Annotated in this window: 14 protein-coding genes; 5 read left to right on the top strand and 9 right to left on the bottom strand. The window is 54.5% G+C overall.

The genetic code is table 11. The annotated features are described in order from the left end of the window. Positions 1-1680 precede the first annotated feature (1680 nt). Positions 1681-1860 (top strand): general stress protein, encoded by a 180-nt coding sequence (locus tag FHW04_RS03745; protein WP_031377499.1) that lies wholly within the window; start codon positions 1681-1683, stop codon positions 1858-1860. Between the two features lie 324 nt (positions 1861-2184). Here FHW04_RS03745 and FHW04_RS03740 read toward each other — a convergent pair whose 3' ends face one another. After that, entirely contained in the window at positions 2185-3111 is a 927-nt protein-coding gene (locus FHW04_RS03740) for a LysR family transcriptional regulator (protein WP_089561827.1), read from the bottom strand. Positions 3112-3279: 168 nt separating this feature from the next. Between FHW04_RS03740 and FHW04_RS03735 the strand changes: the two genes are divergently transcribed. Beyond that, a complete protein-coding gene (locus FHW04_RS03735) occupies positions 3280-3795 on the top strand; it encodes a polyketide cyclase (RefSeq protein WP_089561838.1) in 516 nt (171 codons plus the stop codon). A gap of 59 nt (positions 3796-3854) precedes the next feature. On the opposite strand, the gene FHW04_RS03730 is transcribed toward FHW04_RS03735, so the two are convergent. Then, entirely contained in the window at positions 3855-5459 is a 1605-nt protein-coding gene (locus tag FHW04_RS03730) for a bifunctional aspartate transaminase/aspartate 4-decarboxylase (protein WP_089561826.1), read from the bottom strand. Between the two features lie 45 nt (positions 5460-5504). Continuing rightward, entirely contained in the window at positions 5505-7196 is a 1692-nt protein-coding gene (aspT, locus tag FHW04_RS03725; protein ID WP_089561825.1) for an aspartate-alanine antiporter, read from the bottom strand. 449 nt (positions 7197-7645) lie between these two features. Here aspT and FHW04_RS03720 point away from each other — a divergent pair, with 449 nt between their 5' ends. After that, the gene (locus FHW04_RS03720; RefSeq protein WP_089561824.1) at positions 7646-8170 is read left to right on the top strand and encodes a phenolic acid decarboxylase; all 525 of its coding nucleotides are present in this window, start codon (positions 7646-7648) and stop codon (positions 8168-8170) included. 9 nt (positions 8171-8179) lie between these two features. Here the strand turns inward: FHW04_RS03720 and clcA are convergent, their stop codons facing one another. Continuing rightward, positions 8180-9580, bottom strand: a complete 1401-nt coding sequence (gene clcA / locus FHW04_RS03715) for a H(+)/Cl(-) exchange transporter ClcA (RefSeq protein WP_031377514.1) — start codon at positions 9578-9580, stop codon at positions 8180-8182. Between the two features lie 107 nt (positions 9581-9687). After that, a complete protein-coding gene (locus tag FHW04_RS03710; protein ID WP_181955978.1) occupies positions 9688-9987 on the bottom strand; it encodes a YicS family protein in 300 nt (99 codons plus the stop codon). Between the two features lie 165 nt (positions 9988-10152). Between FHW04_RS03710 and FHW04_RS03705 the strand changes: the two genes are divergently transcribed. Beyond that, a complete protein-coding gene (locus FHW04_RS03705) occupies positions 10153-11364 on the top strand; it encodes an FAD-dependent oxidoreductase (RefSeq protein ID WP_089561823.1) in 1212 nt (403 codons plus the stop codon). 165 nt (positions 11365-11529) lie between these two features. Then, positions 11530-13302: a sensor domain-containing phosphodiesterase gene (locus FHW04_RS03700; RefSeq protein WP_089561822.1), complete on the top strand. Its 1773-nt coding sequence runs from the start codon at positions 11530-11532 to the stop codon at positions 13300-13302. Positions 13303-13338: 36 nt separating this feature from the next. Here FHW04_RS03700 and FHW04_RS03695 read toward each other — a convergent pair whose 3' ends face one another. From FHW04_RS03695 to tenA, 4 genes are read right to left on the bottom strand one after another with little or no spacing between them, the layout of a single operon-like run. Next, complete coding sequence (locus tag FHW04_RS03695) at positions 13339-14274, bottom strand: ABC transporter substrate-binding protein (RefSeq protein ID WP_089561821.1); 936 nt, start codon at positions 14272-14274, stop codon at positions 13339-13341. A gap of 22 nt (positions 14275-14296) precedes the next feature. Further along, a complete protein-coding gene (locus FHW04_RS03690) occupies positions 14297-15061 on the bottom strand; it encodes an ABC transporter permease (RefSeq protein ID WP_089561820.1) in 765 nt (254 codons plus the stop codon). After that, positions 15058-15798, bottom strand: a complete 741-nt coding sequence (locus tag FHW04_RS03685) for an ABC transporter ATP-binding protein (protein WP_089561819.1) — start codon at positions 15796-15798, stop codon at positions 15058-15060. The genes FHW04_RS03690 and FHW04_RS03685 overlap by 4 nt, the downstream gene beginning before the upstream one ends. Then, positions 15795-16490, bottom strand: coding sequence for a thiaminase II (gene tenA / locus FHW04_RS03680; RefSeq protein WP_031377518.1), 696 nt, complete (start codon positions 16488-16490; stop codon positions 15795-15797). Before tenA ends, FHW04_RS03685 begins: the two co-directional genes overlap by 4 nt. Positions 16491-16504 lie beyond the last annotated feature (14 nt).

Below are 16504 nucleotides of genomic sequence, written 5' to 3'. Positions count from 1 at the left end.
CTATTGCTAAGCTACTGAAGATATAAACATGTTTTTAAAAACAGTGTTGACTTTGAAATTTAAAACCGTAAAGTAAGACACATCAGCGGCAAACAAGACGTCACTGATAAAGTAATATGAAGTTGAAGTTTGAGCTAAATTAGTAAGCACTCCTGTTAAATTGAGTTATGTATTAATAGCACTGTTGAATGGAGTAACGTTAGTAACAAAGCAGTAACCTGTAGTCAGTAAAGCATTTTTAGTAAGTTGATGTTATTGCAGTAAAAAGTATTCGCGATGATGTAAGGCCTCGTAGTTCTGAACGTTTACGTTACGACAGGATACGATTGCGGTTTAAACGTCGTAATGAAAGTAAGGCAACGCATCAAAGAGTATATATCGCGATGGGGGTGTGCAGGTTTATCCGGGCCTGACCTGTCTTTGTCTCATAAAAGACTATCAGGTGGTGAAAACCGCTAATGATAATGAGTGACTTCTGGTGTTCATTATTATCCGCAGGACCTGTTCATAAATAGCAGTACCGAAGCAGTAAATCTCAATTAAGTTCCTTAATGGTAAATGTTAAATCGGTAGTAACTTAAAAGCCCTGGCTATCTCAGTCAGGGCTTTTATCATTGCGCGCAGGGCGGAAGTAGCTGGCCAGGCGACATTTTTGCTGGATTACCATCAGGCACAGAAAGGGATAGGCACAGAAAGGATCAGCAAGAGAGGAAAAAATTCTGCTTAATACGGCTAACCAACCCAGCAACCCAACAACCCAACAACCCAACAACCCAACAACCTTCCACTCCAGGGCAACCGCCCGGCAATATCACCAACTTACAAATCAACCGGCAAATCCACTGCTCCTGCCAGGCAATCCCACCCGCTACCTAAGAAATCCGTCACTCTTCTGCTCCCGGCTTGCAATCCTGCATCTAACTGATCAAACCGCCGAATCACAGGAATCAGCCCGGCAGTCCCGCAGCTAACTAATCAAACCGCCAACCCAAAGAACCAGCCCGGCAATCGCACCCCCTAACCAATCAGTCCGGCAACCCAGTCCACCTCAAAACAAGGCCATTCCGCTGACATCAATCCTTTGCTCACAATCGTTTCTCCAGGCGTGTATTCAGCCGAAGCTTCTTATCGCTGCCATACCTCAGAGCCAAAGCTTGTTGAGATGAAGTATCGGAATCGGTCATAGCGCTTAACGAGACATTTAGCGAGACGTTTAACGCGCCCGGGCGCTGTTGCCTGGCGGGGAAAGCGCCTCAGAACGGCGTTTATCATCATCTTGTCAGGTGGGTTCAGACTGATGATCAGCGGGTTAACAGGCTGATGCCGCAGCCGGGCTGCGCGCTGCAAGACTAAGCCAACCGCTGAACATCAGGCCGCTGCGTTTTACATGGCATTTAACTTTTTAATCAAAAGTAAAAAAATGTTAATCGCCAGGCGAGGGGGCGATAATTGATCGCCTTGGGTAAGTGATTAGCCTCAATAAATTTTTCCCGTTTACCGTTTTGCTTATTCATGGCGCTGTCTCGCTTCGGCTAAATATAAATCAGGACCAGAAGGTTGTAATAGACTTGCAGCCCGAAAAGGCCCGGCTAGACTTATCACTGCAACACGAAAACGGCTGGCGTAATAGAATTATGCTGGTTGCCATTAATCAAATGACAATATGTTCAGGAGGAAATTATGGCCGAACATCGTGGTGGTTCCGGTAACTTCGCAGAAGATCGTGAAAAAGCATCTGAAGCAGGTAAAAAAGGCGGACAAAACAGCGGCGGTAACTTCGCTAATGACCGTGAAAAGGCTTCAGAAGCCGGTAAGAAAGGTGGCCAAAACAGCCATGGTGGTGGACGTAAGTCCGAATAGAAAGTCACTGATGCGGACTTTTTAACCATCAGCCCCGGCATTTTGCCGGGGCCTGTTATAACCAATATTAAAAGTTAATGCGCTGTGGTTTCTTCTTTGGTTACGCTGATATCTATTGATTTTCACTCCTGCTATATATTCCCTCTAACCTATCTCTGAATAATATAAATCCGCTGAAAGCAGAATAATGCTGTGCAAATTTTCTTATCTGACTTCCAGATATAAAACGCCTTGCCTGTAGTTTGCATTATCCATTCGCTGATTATTGCCAGCGGCTGCGCGGAGGGACAAAAAATGCGTAACCGGCTCGCTCAGGTAACCCAGTCAGGGCAGAGATGTAACAGGATTTGTCGTCTCATCAGCAATGATGATTAACAACTGACGCAACCATTGATGACCTTTATGCCGATGGGTTCGTTCATGCCAGGCCAGCGTTTTGGTAAAGCCCGGTATGGTCAGCGGCGGCGGAAGTTGAGTCAGGCCCGTGCCAGCAATCGCCAGACGACGTGGTACCACACTGATTAAATCACTCAGGCGCAGGATCTCGGGCAACACCAGGAAGCTGCATATTGACAGAGTGACCCGGCGGCTGCGGCCCAGTGCTGCCAGCGCCGTATCTGTCACACCGCTGAAATTACCGCCAGGATAGGAAACCAGGGCATGCTCCAGCGCACAAAAAGCATCCAGCGTCAGCGGTCCGGTGCTGATCAGCGGATGATCGTCGCGCAGCAAACAGACATACTCCTCATCAAATAAGCGGCGGGTATGCAACTCCTGCGGCGTAGTGTCCGGCGTCAGCAAGGCTAAATCGACCGCTCCGCGTTCAAACTGATCCTGCAAGGTTTCATTATTGACCGGGACCACCGCCACCCGAATGCCTGGAGCCTCACGCCGTAACCGGGCCATAAACGGGACGATCACCGCGCGCAACGCATAATCTGTCGCGGCGATGTGCAACGTCATATTGGCCGTCAACGGATCAAACTGTTGTGGCTGCAGCAACCCCTCCACTTCTGCCAGTATCGCTTTAACCGGTGCAGCCAGTTCAAGCGCCCGCAAAGTCGGCACGATACCGCGCTGCGCCCGGGTAAACAGCGGATCGTCAAAACTCTCACGTAGCCGGGTTAACATGCCGCTCACCGCAGGCTGGGTCAGCGATAAGCGCTCGGCAGCCCGGGTAACGCTGCGCTCATCCAGTAAGGCGTCCAGCGTCTTCAACAGATTCAAGTCTACGTTGTGAAGAGTGCTCATTTTATTCTCGCGGCTGACCAGCAGACAATGCGGTTTTGATATTAGCTGGAATGATATCACGGATAAAATATTGCGATTGGCGTTATTTCAGCAGCGGCATGATACTGCCCCTGTTCGCTGCACAGGCGTGATGTACCACTTAATCAGATAAGGCAGGATAAAATGAAAATGAACGCGATTAACTGGCCGGAAGGTTTTGTACCGGGCTATACCGATAATTTTTGCTCAAATGAAGTGATTGTCGCCGACCTGTCGGTGCAGGAAATCTGGCGCTTGTTGAGTGAACCCGCACGCTGGTCTGACTATTACGCCAACTCAGCCAATGCGCGCTTTTACGACAACAAAGGTCCGGTACTGGAGCAGGGAGTACGCTTCTATTTCGAGACCTTTGGCTTCCCGGTTGAGGCTCAGGTGACAGAGTGTATTGCACCGGCAGAAGGCGAGGCTGCACGCCTGGCCTGGCACGGTTGGGCGGGTGAAGCGGGTGCCGCCGATCGCCTTGATGTTCTGCATGCCTGGCTGATTGAGGCTCTGCCGGGTAACCGGGTACGTATCCTGACTCAGGAGACGCAAAACGGACAACCGGCTCGCGAGCTGGCGGTCACCAAACCGAATCCGATGATCAATGGTCATCAGGACTGGCTGGATGGGCTGGTGGCAGCAGCGAAAGCGGCCAGAGTTTGAGGCGAATGGTCTGGCACTCTGCGCGGTGCCAGACCGTCAGACATTACTCCGTCCAGTCACTACGCGCTGGGCTGATCTTTGCCACGCGCAATGAACTCGTCATGATAATGCTCCATCATTTGCCGTAAGGCTTTACCAATGGCCGCATACTCATATTCGTTGAGGTTAGCCAGTGAGATCCGGCCCGCAGGTTTTTGTGTGCCGAATCCGGTGCCGGGCAACATCACGATGCCGGTCTCTTCCGCAATACGGAACAGCAGGTCGGTGGGATTAAGGGTAGCGTTGACCCAGTTAGCAAACTCATCGCCGTACACCTGACGCGAAATCGCCCCCAGATCCAGCAGGGTATAGTAGTCAACCGCCTCTTCAGTTTCATGATGAGGAATGCCGAGTTCACGATAAAGCACCGCCTGACGACGGCGAATGATCTCTGAGACGGCAGACTTATAGCCATTTTCGCCATCCATCAGGGCAAACAGGCTGAACAGCACCATCTGTACCTGCTGGGGCGTAGAGAGGCCCGCCGTATGATTAAGCGCTACGCTGCGGCTATCCGCGACCACGCGATCGAGGAAGCTCAGGCCCGGCACGTCTGGCGTTAGTGAGCCATAACGCAGCTCAAGACGCTGCTTCTCTTCCGCACTCAGGTCACTCAGTTGCTGCTCCAGAATATTTTGCTGATGGGTAGCGATCACCCCCAGCCGCCAGCCGGTAGCACCAAAATATTTTGAAAAGGAGTAGACCAGAATGGTGTTCTTCGGGCAGGTCGCAAACAGCGATTTGAAATCGTGCGCAAAGGTGCCGTAAACATCGTCGGTCAGAATAATCAAATCGGGCCGCTGCTCGATAGTTTTGACCATCTTGTCCAGCGAACGCTGGTCCATTTTTACCGATGCCGGATTACTCGGATTGACGCAGAAAAAGATCTTAACCGCCGGATCGAGCAGCTTATCCAGTTCGTGGTCCGGATACTGCCAGTTTTCCTCGGGAGAAGCGTTAATCATCACGCTTTCAAGCCGGTAATCCTCCAGATGGGGAATTTCGATGTACGGGGTGAAAATTGGCGCGCCCATTGCCACTTTGTCACCGGCGGTCACCAGGCCGTTGGTGCGTAAGGTGTTAAACAGATAGGTCATTGCCGCCGTGCCGCCCTCCACCGCAAACAGGTCAACATCTTCTGCCGATATCAGGCCGCCAATCATCTCTTTAACAATGTATTCACGGGTGATTTTCTCGCTCAGATGGAGCATGCGTGGGGGAACCGGATAATTGGCGCCAAGGATCCCTTCTACCATCTCATGTAAAAATGCCGAGGCCGAAAGGCCCAACTGATCGCGAACATAGCTCACCGCGCGCGATAAAAAGGCGACGCCAGGCTGCTGATGCTCACGGGAGAGAAAGGCGTCAAAACGTGCCTCAATCCCTTCAATGCGCGGCAGACCACCGATACCGTGCGGCAGGTAGGAATATGAAAGCTCGGCTTCTTCAGTGGCAAACAGTCCCAGCCGCCAGAAGGCACGGCGCGGCAGGGTGGCGAGAAAATTGGGATTGCCGCGTCCGGCATTTAGCATCATGCGGTCTGGTTTGCCTGAAGCCAGCGTAATCAGCGCATCTTTCAGTTCAAACGGACTCAGCGCGGCGTATTTTTCGTAAGGATTCGACATAGGAATAGTTCTCCGGATAAGGACGCATCGATTAGCAGGTCGCTATCAGACCAGCGCGACAATCAGCGGGCCCAGTAGGGTAAGAAATACATTGGCCAGACCGTAGGTCACCGCGAACGGTGCGGTCGGGATGGCATTACCTGCTTTGTCGAGGATTTCCCCAAAGGCAGGGTTCGCACTGCGGGTGCCAGACAGGGCGCCCGCAAAAATAGCGGTGTTGTCGTAACGCAACAGGTAACGTCCAATCAGCAAGGTCAGCATTAAAGGGACCACGGTGACGACGATACCGATCAGGAAAATAGAGAGACCGTTCTGGCGCACCGTTTCGACGGCCTGCAATCCCGACTGCAGACCGACCACGGCGACAAAGCCGGCCAGTCCCAGATCGCGCAGCAGGCCGGAGGCTGCCAGCGGCATGTTTCCACTCAGCGGTTTACGGGCCTGATACCAGCCGAACAGCAGGCCGGAAAGCAGCGCGCCACCGCCGCTGCCAAGCGTCAGTGGGACGGAACCGATACGCAGCACCAGCAGGCCGATCAGCAAACCGAAGGAGAGGCCGAGGCCGTGAAACATCAGGTCGGTTTTAAGGCTTTTAATCAGCACCGGACCGGCCAGCGCGGCTGCTCGCTGGATATCCTGCTCACTGCCGTACAGGGTGACCACATCATTGTGCTGAATGACCGTGTCATCGGTGACGGGCACCGGCAGATCGCCACGCTTCAGGGTGGCGATGTAAATGCCATGACGCACGTCACCTGAAATTTCCTTACGGAGCGCATCAATGCGCTTACCGACCAGCGCCGGGTTGGTTAGCAGCACCTCGGTGGTCTGCATCGTCATTTCCGGCCCTTCCGCAGCATCAAGTTCCTTACCGAGTGATGCGGCCAGCGCGATGATGCCCTTACGACGACCAACCAGCAGCAGCGCATCGTTTTCGTTAAGCTGCATCTCCGGGGTGACGGCGATCACTTTGTCGTCACGTTTAAGCCGCTCGACGGTGACCGGGAAATGCGGATCGGCACCGGCTTCAACCTCGGCAACGCGTTTACCGGCCGCCGGTCCGGCCAGAAACACCCGCCCGACCAGACCCGGCAGCGCGGGTTGCTGTCCTGGCGCCAGCACCGGCGCGCCCCGCATCTGCTCCAGCTCAGCTTTAATCGCATCTTCACGAATCGAACGGCCCATGATTTTAGGCAGGATATTGACGCAGATGATGATGGCGCCGAGTGAACCAAAAATGTAGGTCACGGCGTAACCAACGGCGACGTTCCCCTGCATTTGCTGTAATTGGGCGGGATCAAGGTTGAGTTTGGCGATCGCCGCGCTGGCAGTACCGATTATCGCCGACTGGGTCAGCGCACCCGCGGCGATCCCGGCCGCTATTCCCTTATCCAGCGAGAACAGCCGCGCCATCACCAACAGCGTTGCCAGCGAAGTAACCACCAGAATCAGCGCCAGGGCGATCTCGCGCAACGTGCGCCGCCCCAGCGAGGAGAAAAATTTAGGTCCGCTTTCAAAACCAACTGCATAAATAAATACTGCGAACAGCACGTTTTTAATTCCGCTGTCAATTGTAACGCCGACCTGACTAATAATGACGGCAATCAGCAGCGCGCCTGCGACACCGCCAAGCTGGAACGCACCCAGTTTGAATTTACCAATCCAGGTCCCTATCGCGAGAGAAAGAAACAGAGCCAGTTCAGGCGAGAGTCGGAAAAGTTCATGAAGCAAATCCATAGAAACGTATCCTGAAGTCAGGTTGAACGGACAGCAACAGCAAAGGCAGCTGCATCAGAGTAAAAAAATATGGCGGAGCCCGTTATGGAAAAAGCATAAAAAAGTCTGGTCGCAATCAGGATTAATGCAAATTATATTTTTATCTCTATGATTTATAATAATTAATTATGTAGTAGGGTGGCGAAGATGGTCAGCAATGTAAAATCGTTGTTAACAGTAAAAATATTACACAACTCTTAAAAAACAAGAGGTTGTAAATGTATTGCGCATTGCAGAGTGTGTGTGAAGAAATAATCTGACAACTGTATTTTTACGCTTTTATCGGTTTCGAATGGCAAAAAAAAATTCCTGGTCCATATTAATTACTCCGGTCCGGACAGCCCGTTTTATGATTTATGCCTGTTTCTTTCCTGTTATTTTCTAAATACCTGATGATGTAAAGGACTAATATGACCACTGAATCTGTCAACGATATATCCAACGATTTATCACAGTTTGTCGGCACACATTTTGTCTATACCTACGATAATGGCTGGAAATATGAATGGTATGCGCGCAATGAAACCACCTGCGATTATCGCATTCATCAGGGGCTGGTAGGAGGACGCTGGGTCACTAACCAGAAAATGAATGCGGTTCAGTTTGCACCGGGAATTTATAAGGTCGACTGGCACGAACCCACCGGAACCTGCGTCAGCCTGCTATTTGATCTGTCACGGAAGATCGTCCACGGCACCATTTTCTTCCCGCAGTGGATTGCCGGTGAAGGCCAGCATCCGGAGAAGACGATTTGCTACCAGAACGATTTTATCGAGGATATGCATCGCTTCCGCGATGAAGGCCCCGCCTATCCTTATGTAATTATTCCTGAATTTGCTCAGGTGACTTACATGAAAAATGAGGGCGCGGATAACGACGCGGTCATCGATAAAGCGCCGGGCCAGTTGCCCAGCGACTTTTTTAACGGGAAATAGCCGATCAGGTTATCCGCCTTGTTGCGGGCGGGTAACCTGTTGCTGACGAGCCAGCGTTCGGGCCAGAATCGAGGAATAAAGCGGTTTGCCGCCCAGAAACTGGGCCAGCAGCGTGGCACCGAGACAGGTGATAATCATGGGCAGGATCAGCTGATAGTTATCGGTCATCTCCAGCACCAGTACAATGCCGGTCAGTGGCGCACGCACCGATGCAGCAAACAGCGCGCCCATACCGGCGATAGCGAAGGTGCCCGGATCGAGTTGGTAGAGTGGAAAAACCTGCGTCATTGCCACGCCAAATGCGGTACCGAGCAGCGTGCCGAGTGCCAGCATCGGCGCAAATATGCCACCGGGCGCACCGGAGCCGAAGCAAAGCAGGGTGGTTATCAGCCGGACGATAAAGATCAGCAGCAGCAGGGCGAGAGGGAACATCCCGTGTACCGCCTGCGGTATCAGTTCTGACCCGCCGCCCGCGCCAGGTGCAAACAACAGCGACATCACCCCACATCCGCCGCCGAGCAGAGCGCCTGCCAGCACTACACGAGCCGTTTTACCGGCATACAGACGGGCAAACAGATCCTGGGTCAGGAATATCAGGCGGTTGAATAATACGCCCACCAGGCCGATGATCATCCCCAGCACCAGATAGAGCCACAGCGTCTGAACCGGCGCATTAGCCAGTTTGCCGACCGAGATTACCGCCTGCTCACCGTTGAAACAGCGATAAACAATACTCGCCATGATCACCCCGGTGAACACCGCTTTTATGGAAATCAGGTTGTAACGGAACTGGGGACGCATCTCTTCAATAATGAACAGAATGCCAGCCAGTGGCGCGTTGAATGCCGCAGCCAGCCCGGCGGCCGCCCCGGTCGCCAGCAGCGTATGGCGCGACTCGTTGCTGCGTAAGCCGATGATATCAATCACCATACGACCAATATTTCCGCCTAACTGAACGGTAGGACCTTCCCGTCCCAGCACCATACCGGCGCCGAGCGTGCCCATGCCGCCAAAAAACTTAACCGGAATCACCCGCCACCAGCGCACCGGCCTGAGTTCTTCCAATGCCCCTTCGATTTCAGGGATCCCTGAGCCACCTGCTTCAGGCGCGAACCGCTTCACCAGCAGATAGCCAACCATTGCCAGCAGGGCAGAGACAGCAAACGCAGCAGCATAAAGCGGCCAGCCCTGAATCAACGCCGGAGAAATTGTGACGGCACGCCACTGCTGGATCGCCTCAACGGCGCGGGCAAACGCCACGCCAGCCAGGCCCACCAGCGTACCGACCAGTGCAGCACAGAACAGCACCGCCAGCGGGGTTTTATCGCGATAGAGTAGAGCGCGGAACATCCGGCTGCGAGCAGCCAGCGTGCGGGGAACATACACCGTTTGCGGTGTTTCTTCATTCATGCGGGAGAGTTCTTGTTTGAATCGGACCAGGCCACACAGTGTACTGAGGGATGTCCGTAAAGCAAAACCTCAGATCAATGAATATCTCAACTCTTCGGGTTTGATGATTAGCCCGCCTGCGGTGGACATACCACTTGCGCCATCCGTTCGCGGTAGGCTGAGTTATCGTTATTTTTGAGCGCCTGCGCCGCTGCAATCAAGGGCGCTTTATCGTTTTTATCGTTCAGAAAGGTCTGGCGCAGCGCTTCATCCGACAGCGACGGCGGCAGCTGGCATTTTTCACGGAGATCGTTGGTGATCTGCTGCTCTCTCAGAGCAAATTGCAGCGTTTCGTAAGCGGAGTCTGCCTGGGCCAGTGGGCTTAACAGCAGCGAAATGACCAGGGCATTGCGGACAACGTTAATCATGATGATCTCCAGCGACGGTCGACCTACAGCGGGTCCTGCGTCGTTTTCAGTTAGAATTAATCGCGATGAGTGCGTAGCCTGACAGCTGAATCGTTGAGGGCTGACGGCCAACGCGCCACGAATGACTCACTAATCATAGCAATACTGGTGCCAGAGGGAGCTGAGATGCAGCCACATTCCACTGAAATTCTCGCCGCAGACTGTTGTATTGTCGGCGGCGGCCCAGCCGGACTGATGCTGGGATATCTGTTCGCCCGGTCTGGCCTGCGGGTGGTCGTCATTGAAAAGCACGGCGATTTTCTGCACGATTTTCGCGGCGACACTATTCATCCCTCCACGCTGGAGATCATGCATCAGCTTGGTCTGCTGGACGGATTGCTGAAACTGCCGCACCAGCGCGCGGAAAAACTGGAAGCGGAGATCGCCGGTCAGAGCATTACCATGGCAGATTTTTCGCGGCTGCCGGTGCAGTGCCGGTTTATTGCCTTTATGCCACAGTGGGACTTCCTTAATTTCCTCGCCGGTCAAAGCGCCCGCTATCCGGGCTTCACGCTGCTGCAATCGACGGCGTTTGAGGACTTTCTCTACGATAACAACAGCGTCAGCGGCGTGATTGCCAGCCGCGGCGACCAGCGACTCCATATCCGCTGCAAAGTGGTGATTGGCGCGGATGGCCGTCACTCGCAGGTCCGGGCGCGAGCCAACCTCACCAGCCAGACTTTCGGCGTAGCGCGTGATGTCATCTGGTTCCGGCTGAGCAAACAGCCAGACGATCCGGTCTCAGGCATGGGCCACAAAGGACCGCGGCAAAACTTCATCGTGATTGACCGGGGTGACTACTGGCAGTGCGGCCTGACGATCCCGAAAGGCGAATTTGAGGCGCAGAAAGCGGCAGGGCTTAAGGCCTTCATTGCGCAGGTGGCCGCCGTCTCGCCGTTTGGCGCGCAGCGTCTGGACGAAATCAGCAGCTGGGAGCAGTTCAGGCTGCTGTCGATACGCATCGACCGGCTGGATAAATGGGCGAAACCGGGCGTGTTGTGTATCGGTGATGCTGCCCATGCGATGTCGCCGATTGGCGGGGTCGGGGTCAATCTGGCGATTCAGGATGCGGTAGCGACCGCCAACCTTCTCACGGCACCTTTGCTGGCCGGTGAGCTGAGCCTCGGCGATCTGGAAAAGGTTCAGCAGCGCCGTCAATTCCCGACGGTTGCCACGCAGTTCCTGCAAATCAAAATGAGCAGCAACAAAGCCAGACGAAAATCCACTCGCGGCAGCAAAATTCCGTCCATCATCCGCCGCCTTCCGTTTCTGCGTTTTGTCTTTGGCCGGCTGATTGGGCTGGGCTTCCGCCCCGAATCGCCGATGTTGCACAAGTAAAGGAAAGACGTAAATGATTTCGACAGCGATCAGATATCATGCGACACTGTTTCACGCTGAAATTAATGTCAGCCAGTGTCGCTACTTATCTGAAATTTGGGCGCTAATTAAGTCTTATTAAACTAAATTATTTTCAGTTTTTGCGCCTGTAGAGGGGAGATTTCAGTGCATAACGAACAAAATGGCAGTGACGAAAAACGTCTCAATGCGATTAAAGCACTTCTGACGCCTGATGAAGCCAGGGATGAAGTGCTGGAGAAGTTTGTTCATCTTGCCAGCCAGGTGTTAGGGATCTCGGGCAGTTTTATTTCGATTATTGACGACCACAATCAATATATTAAGGCGTCACGTAACTTCGATCTTAAGCAGTCGACCCGCGATGAATCCCTGTGCCGCCACGTCATTGATGGTGAGGGGCAGCTGGTGGTGGTTGATACGCTGCTGGATCCACGCTTTGCCGTGCACCCGTTTGTCGAAGGCGAACCGCATATTCGCTTTTATGCGGGTGTGTCTCTGGAGAATCTCGACGGTGCCGTACTGGGCACACTCTGCGTGACCGACACCCAGCCACACACTTTTTGCTCAGAAAAACTCGACACCCTGAAGTTGCTGGGCAGACTGGTCACGTCGTTTCTGGATGCCTGGAACCATGCTGGTTTCGCCGATGTGATTACCCATCTGCCCAATCGCCCACGGTTAATTCGTGATATCCAGCAGCTGTCGGTTACTGCGCCGCACAGCCGTTTCCGCCTGATTCTGATCGACTGCATCGATATTCCACGCGCTTATGAACTCTCCCGCACCGTCGGCATTGCGCCGATGGAAAAACTGCTGCGGCAGATGGCTGAGCAGGTAGCCGCCCGACTCAACCTGCCCGCCGGGGATACGCTTTATTCCTTTGCCCCCGGTCGTTTTGCGCTGATTCAGCCGTGGTCGGGCCGCTATACGGCACACAATATGATCGACGTGCTGCAGGGAATGAAAGCCGATCTGTCGGAAAACATTACCCTCGATCTGGATATCTTTACCGGCGAAACCGGGTTCGTGCCCGGCCAGATTAACGCCAATGAGATGGTCCGTCAGGCGGTCAGCGCGCTGCATGAAGCGATAGATGAAAACATCAGCGCGATGTCTTTTGATGAAAGTTACGACACCCGCCGTACCGACGACTTTATGATCATGAACGATCTGGCGCAGGCGCTGAAAAAGGATGAAGGCCTCTATCTGGCGTATCAGCCGAAAGTCTGCCTTAAAACCGGTAAAACTGTCGGGCTGGAAGCGCTGATTCGCTGGCATCATGCCGAACGTGGCGAGCTGTTCCCGTCTGAGTTTGTGCCTTTAGCCGGCAAAACCAATCTGATCTCCGACCTGACTAACTGGGTCATCGATCATCTTATCGAGCAACTCGCGCGCTGGAACCGCGAGTACAGCCTGATTCCGGTGTCGATTAACGTCAGTGAGCGGGACTTCTCTAAAGTGGAGTTTGCCGATTCGCTGCTGGCGAAACTGCAGGCGGCACAACTGCCAGCTTCGGTGATTGGCATTGAGTGTCTGGAAAATGAGCTGATCACCGAGAGCAACGTCGCTATCCGCGGTCTGGAAGCGCTGAAATCGCACGGGTTTGTTATTTCGCTCGACGATTTTGGTACCGGCTACAGTAACATCAGCTATCTGCAGGATATCCCGCTGGACGTGATCAAAATCGACATGTCGCTGATATCCCGTATGGCTGAAGATGACTCATCAAAAATCATCGTTAAACGGATTATTCAGATGCTGAAAGAGCTGAATTATACCGTGCTGGCGGAAGGGGTGGAGACCGAGGCGACGCTGTCATTACTGAAAGAGTACGGATGCGATCAAATTCAGGGCTACTTCTTCTCTAAACCGCTGCCTGCCAGCGACATCGAACACTGGCTCTATCAGAAACCGTTGTGATACTAAGCCCGCAGCAATCGCTGCGGGCTTAGCCGATCACTGCCCGTCGATAGCGTAACGCTCAACCGGTGTAATCTTTTTAATCAGCCGGGTATCAAACAAAAACTGCTCATAGGCCTGATAACGGGCACGGTCCAGCTTCGCCGGATCGGCAGCAAACAGCGGCAGCGAAGCCTGCCACGCCTGATGGTTCAGCGGCGTATTCAGTTCAGGATGCCGGGCGGCAAAAGTCTGCCAGCTGGCTTCAGGATGAGCCTGCAATTCCGCGTTGCCGCGTTTAAGCGCCCGCAGGAACTTTTTGATTTTCTCTGCGTGCGCTTCATCGCGGTTAGCGACAATAATCAGCTCGTCATAGGCCGGCACGCCATAATCCTCGACCTTAAACACCACCGGAACTTTACCCTGCAGCCTGATTTCCAGCGCTTCAATATTCCGATAGCCGCCAATTACCGCATCCACCTGGCCGGTCAGCAGGGCACTGGTCAGCTGGAAATTGACGTTAATCAGCTTTACCTCGCTGGCCTTCACCCCGTCATGCTGCAGCATCGCCTCCAGCGTGGCCTGCTCAATCCCGCTGACCGAATAGCCGATCCGTTTACCCTTTAAGTCTGCCGGTTTTTTTACCGTCTTATCCAGCGTAATCAGGGTATTCAGAGGCGTGTTTATCAGGGTGCCGACCCGCATCAGCGGTAATCCCTGGTCAGCAAAGAAATGCAGCTGCGGTTGATAGGTAATGGCTAAATCTGCCTGTTTCGCCGCCACCAGCCGTGGAGGTAGCGCCGGGTCGGACGGTGGAACCAGGGTGACATCCAGTCCTTCCGCTTTAAATGCGCCGATTTGCTGCGCCACCATAATCGGCGCATGGTCTGGGTTGATATACCAGTCGAGCATCAGCGTCAGTTTTTCTGCTGCATGAAGCGGGCTGGTGAGTGCGGCGCTGATGATCAGCGTCGACAGAACAGGTTTAAGCATCAGTTTTCTCGCAGGGTAGAGGTCATGAGGAACTCTCCGGCGCCCAGTCGATCAGGCGGCGAAGCAGGGCATCGACGGCCAGCCACAGCGCCAGCGTCATCAGCACCAGAATAAACAGCGCGGCAAAACAGATATCACTCTGCATCCGGGCGTTGGCGTTAAGCATTACGTAACCCAGACCTTCGGCCGAACCGACCCATTCGCCAATGATCGCGCCAATCGGTGCCACGGCCGCCGCCATTCGCAGACCAGAGCCGAGCGCCGGCAGGGCGGCCAGCAACCGGACATGACGCAGTTGCGATCCGCGCGAGGCACCCAGCGTGCGAGCCAGATCGAGATAACCCGGACTGACGCGGCGCAGGCCATCGTAAAATGCCGAGGTCACCGGGAAGAAAATCACCAGTACCGCCATCGCCACTTTGGCGCTCATGCCGAAGCCAAACCACAGTACTAACAGCGGTGCCAGCGCAAATACCGGGATCGCCTGACTGGTGAGCACCAGCGGCATCATCCAGCGCTGCAGACGCGACGAAAAAGTCATGCCGAGCGCCAGCAGGCAACCCAGCGCCACGCCAATCATCATACCGCTCAGAATTTCAGTGAAGGTAATCAGGCTGTGATAGCCGAGCCAGCTCTTACTGGTCCATAACGCCTGCGCGACCGCTGCTGGCGAAGGCAGCAAAAACGCCGGCACCGGCAGCAACGTCACCAGCCACCACAGCGCAATCAGGCCGCAGAACAGAGTGATACCACGCCACAGCGGGGCAAAGCGGCTGAGGTATTTCATAGCGCCACCTTAGCCAGCTGTTGCAGCAAAGCGGCCTGGCTGCGCATCACGCCAGCATCATCAGGCGCGCGCGGCGGCTGACCCGCTAATGGCGGGCAGGGTTCAATGCCTGAGCCGGTAAGCACCCGCATATGATGGCTGAGTCGGCAGGCTTCCGCCGCGTCGTGGGTAATCAGCAACACGGTATGCTGCGCCAGCACCCCGGCGGCGAGGGTCTGAATCTGGCTGCGGGTCAGCGCGTCGAGCGCGGAAAAGGGCTCGTCCATCAGGACGATCGGCTTTCGTGCATATAAGGTGCGCGCCAGCGCAGCCCGCTGCCGCATGCCGCCAGATAGCGTGGCGGGCCGCGCCGTTGCGTAGCGAGTCAGACCGACCCGTGCCAGCAGATGATGCGCCCAGTCGCTGTCCGGTTTTTCGCCATGCAGACGGCTGGCGAGGCAAACATTCTGCTCCACGTTCAGCCACGGATAGAGCAAATCCTGCTGGCCCATCCAGGCGATCCGACCGGCCAGCGGCAGGCCATCACTGCCGCTGATCTGCCCGGAAGTCGGCGGCGTCAGGCCAGCAATGACCCGCATCAGGCTACTTTTCCCGACGCCGCTGGCACCCAGCAGCGCAGTGCAGGCCGCCGCAGGGATCTCCAGGTTGAGTGAGTCGAATAGCCGATGCGATCCCAAATCCAGCCTGAGCTGACGGACAGAGATGCCCGGCGGTGATAACAGCGTTGAACGGCTCATTGGGATGACGTCAGTTGCGGGTCGAGGCCCATCTGCCAGAAGGCAGATTCCAGTCGGGTGGCGGTGGTAAATATCGTCGCCAGCTGATCGAATCGTTCAGCCCCGGCGCGCTGGTGGGCCAGGGTTTCAAACAGATTCAGCGCGGCGCTGACGCCGGCCAGATAATCGGCATCGCCGTAATTGCGGATCCAGTCGGCGTAAGGATTGTCTGCGAGCACCGTCGCGGGATGATGTAACAGCGTCAGGCCGATTTCAGCATAGCCGGCAACGCATGGCATTAACGCGGTCATCAATTCAAGTGCATCTCCGCTGTGGCCGACATCCAGCACGTAACGGGTGTAGTTGATTGTTTCAACGGCTTCGGCCTGGCGAGCCAGCGCAGCTTCGCTGATTCCCCACTGCTGGCAGTAAGCCACATGCAGCGGCAGTTCATTGACGATGGCGTTGAGAGAAGCCGTAGCCGCGCGCAGTGCTGCCGGGTCCTGCAGTTTACTGACCAGCAGTCCATAGGCGCGGGCAAAGTGCAGCAGAAACAGATAATCCTGGGTGAGGTAATGACGAAAAGCGGCGGGAGGCAACTGGCCCTGACCGAGTTGCTGCACAAAATCGTGCGACACGTAGGCGTGCCAGTGATCGCCAGCCTGTTGACGCAGGCGGCCATAAAAGCCGGTTTCGAAAAGTGCAAGTGACATAGGATCTCCATTAA

It is taken from the genome of Pantoea sp. AN62 (genome assembly GCF_050432985.1).
Taxonomy (GTDB): Bacteria; Pseudomonadota; Gammaproteobacteria; order Enterobacterales; family Enterobacteriaceae; genus Pantoea; species Pantoea brenneri.
This window is presented reverse-complemented; position numbering and strand designations above follow the sequence as displayed.

Coding starts and splice junctions, on each gene's coding strand:
- FHW04_RS03745 (WP_031377499.1), top strand. CDS start 1,681: ATGGCCGAACATCGTGGTGGTTCCGGTAACTTCGCAGAAGATCGTGAA.
- FHW04_RS03740 (WP_089561827.1), bottom strand. CDS start 3,111: ATGAGCACTCTTCACAACGTAGACTTGAATCTGTTGAAGACGCTGGAC.
- FHW04_RS03735 (WP_089561838.1), top strand. CDS start 3,280: ATGAACGCGATTAACTGGCCGGAAGGTTTTGTACCGGGCTATACCGAT.
- FHW04_RS03730 (WP_089561826.1), bottom strand. CDS start 5,459: ATGTCGAATCCTTACGAAAAATACGCCGCGCTGAGTCCGTTTGAACTG.
- aspT (WP_089561825.1), bottom strand. CDS start 7,196: ATGGATTTGCTTCATGAACTTTTCCGACTCTCGCCTGAACTGGCTCTG.
- FHW04_RS03720 (WP_089561824.1), top strand. CDS start 7,646: ATGACCACTGAATCTGTCAACGATATATCCAACGATTTATCACAGTTT.
- clcA (WP_031377514.1), bottom strand. CDS start 9,580: ATGAATGAAGAAACACCGCAAACGGTGTATGTTCCCCGCACGCTGGCT.
- FHW04_RS03710 (WP_181955978.1), bottom strand. CDS start 9,987: ATGATTAACGTTGTCCGCAATGCCCTGGTCATTTCGCTGCTGTTAAGC.
- FHW04_RS03705 (WP_089561823.1), top strand. CDS start 10,153: ATGCAGCCACATTCCACTGAAATTCTCGCCGCAGACTGTTGTATTGTC.
- FHW04_RS03695 (WP_089561821.1), bottom strand. CDS start 14,274: ATGCTTAAACCTGTTCTGTCGACGCTGATCATCAGCGCCGCACTCACC.
- FHW04_RS03690 (WP_089561820.1), bottom strand. CDS start 15,061: ATGAAATACCTCAGCCGCTTTGCCCCGCTGTGGCGTGGTATCACTCTG.
- FHW04_RS03685 (WP_089561819.1), bottom strand. CDS start 15,798: ATGAGCCGTTCAACGCTGTTATCACCGCCGGGCATCTCTGTCCGTCAG.
- tenA (WP_031377518.1), bottom strand. CDS start 16,490: ATGTCACTTGCACTTTTCGAAACCGGCTTTTATGGCCGCCTGCGTCAA.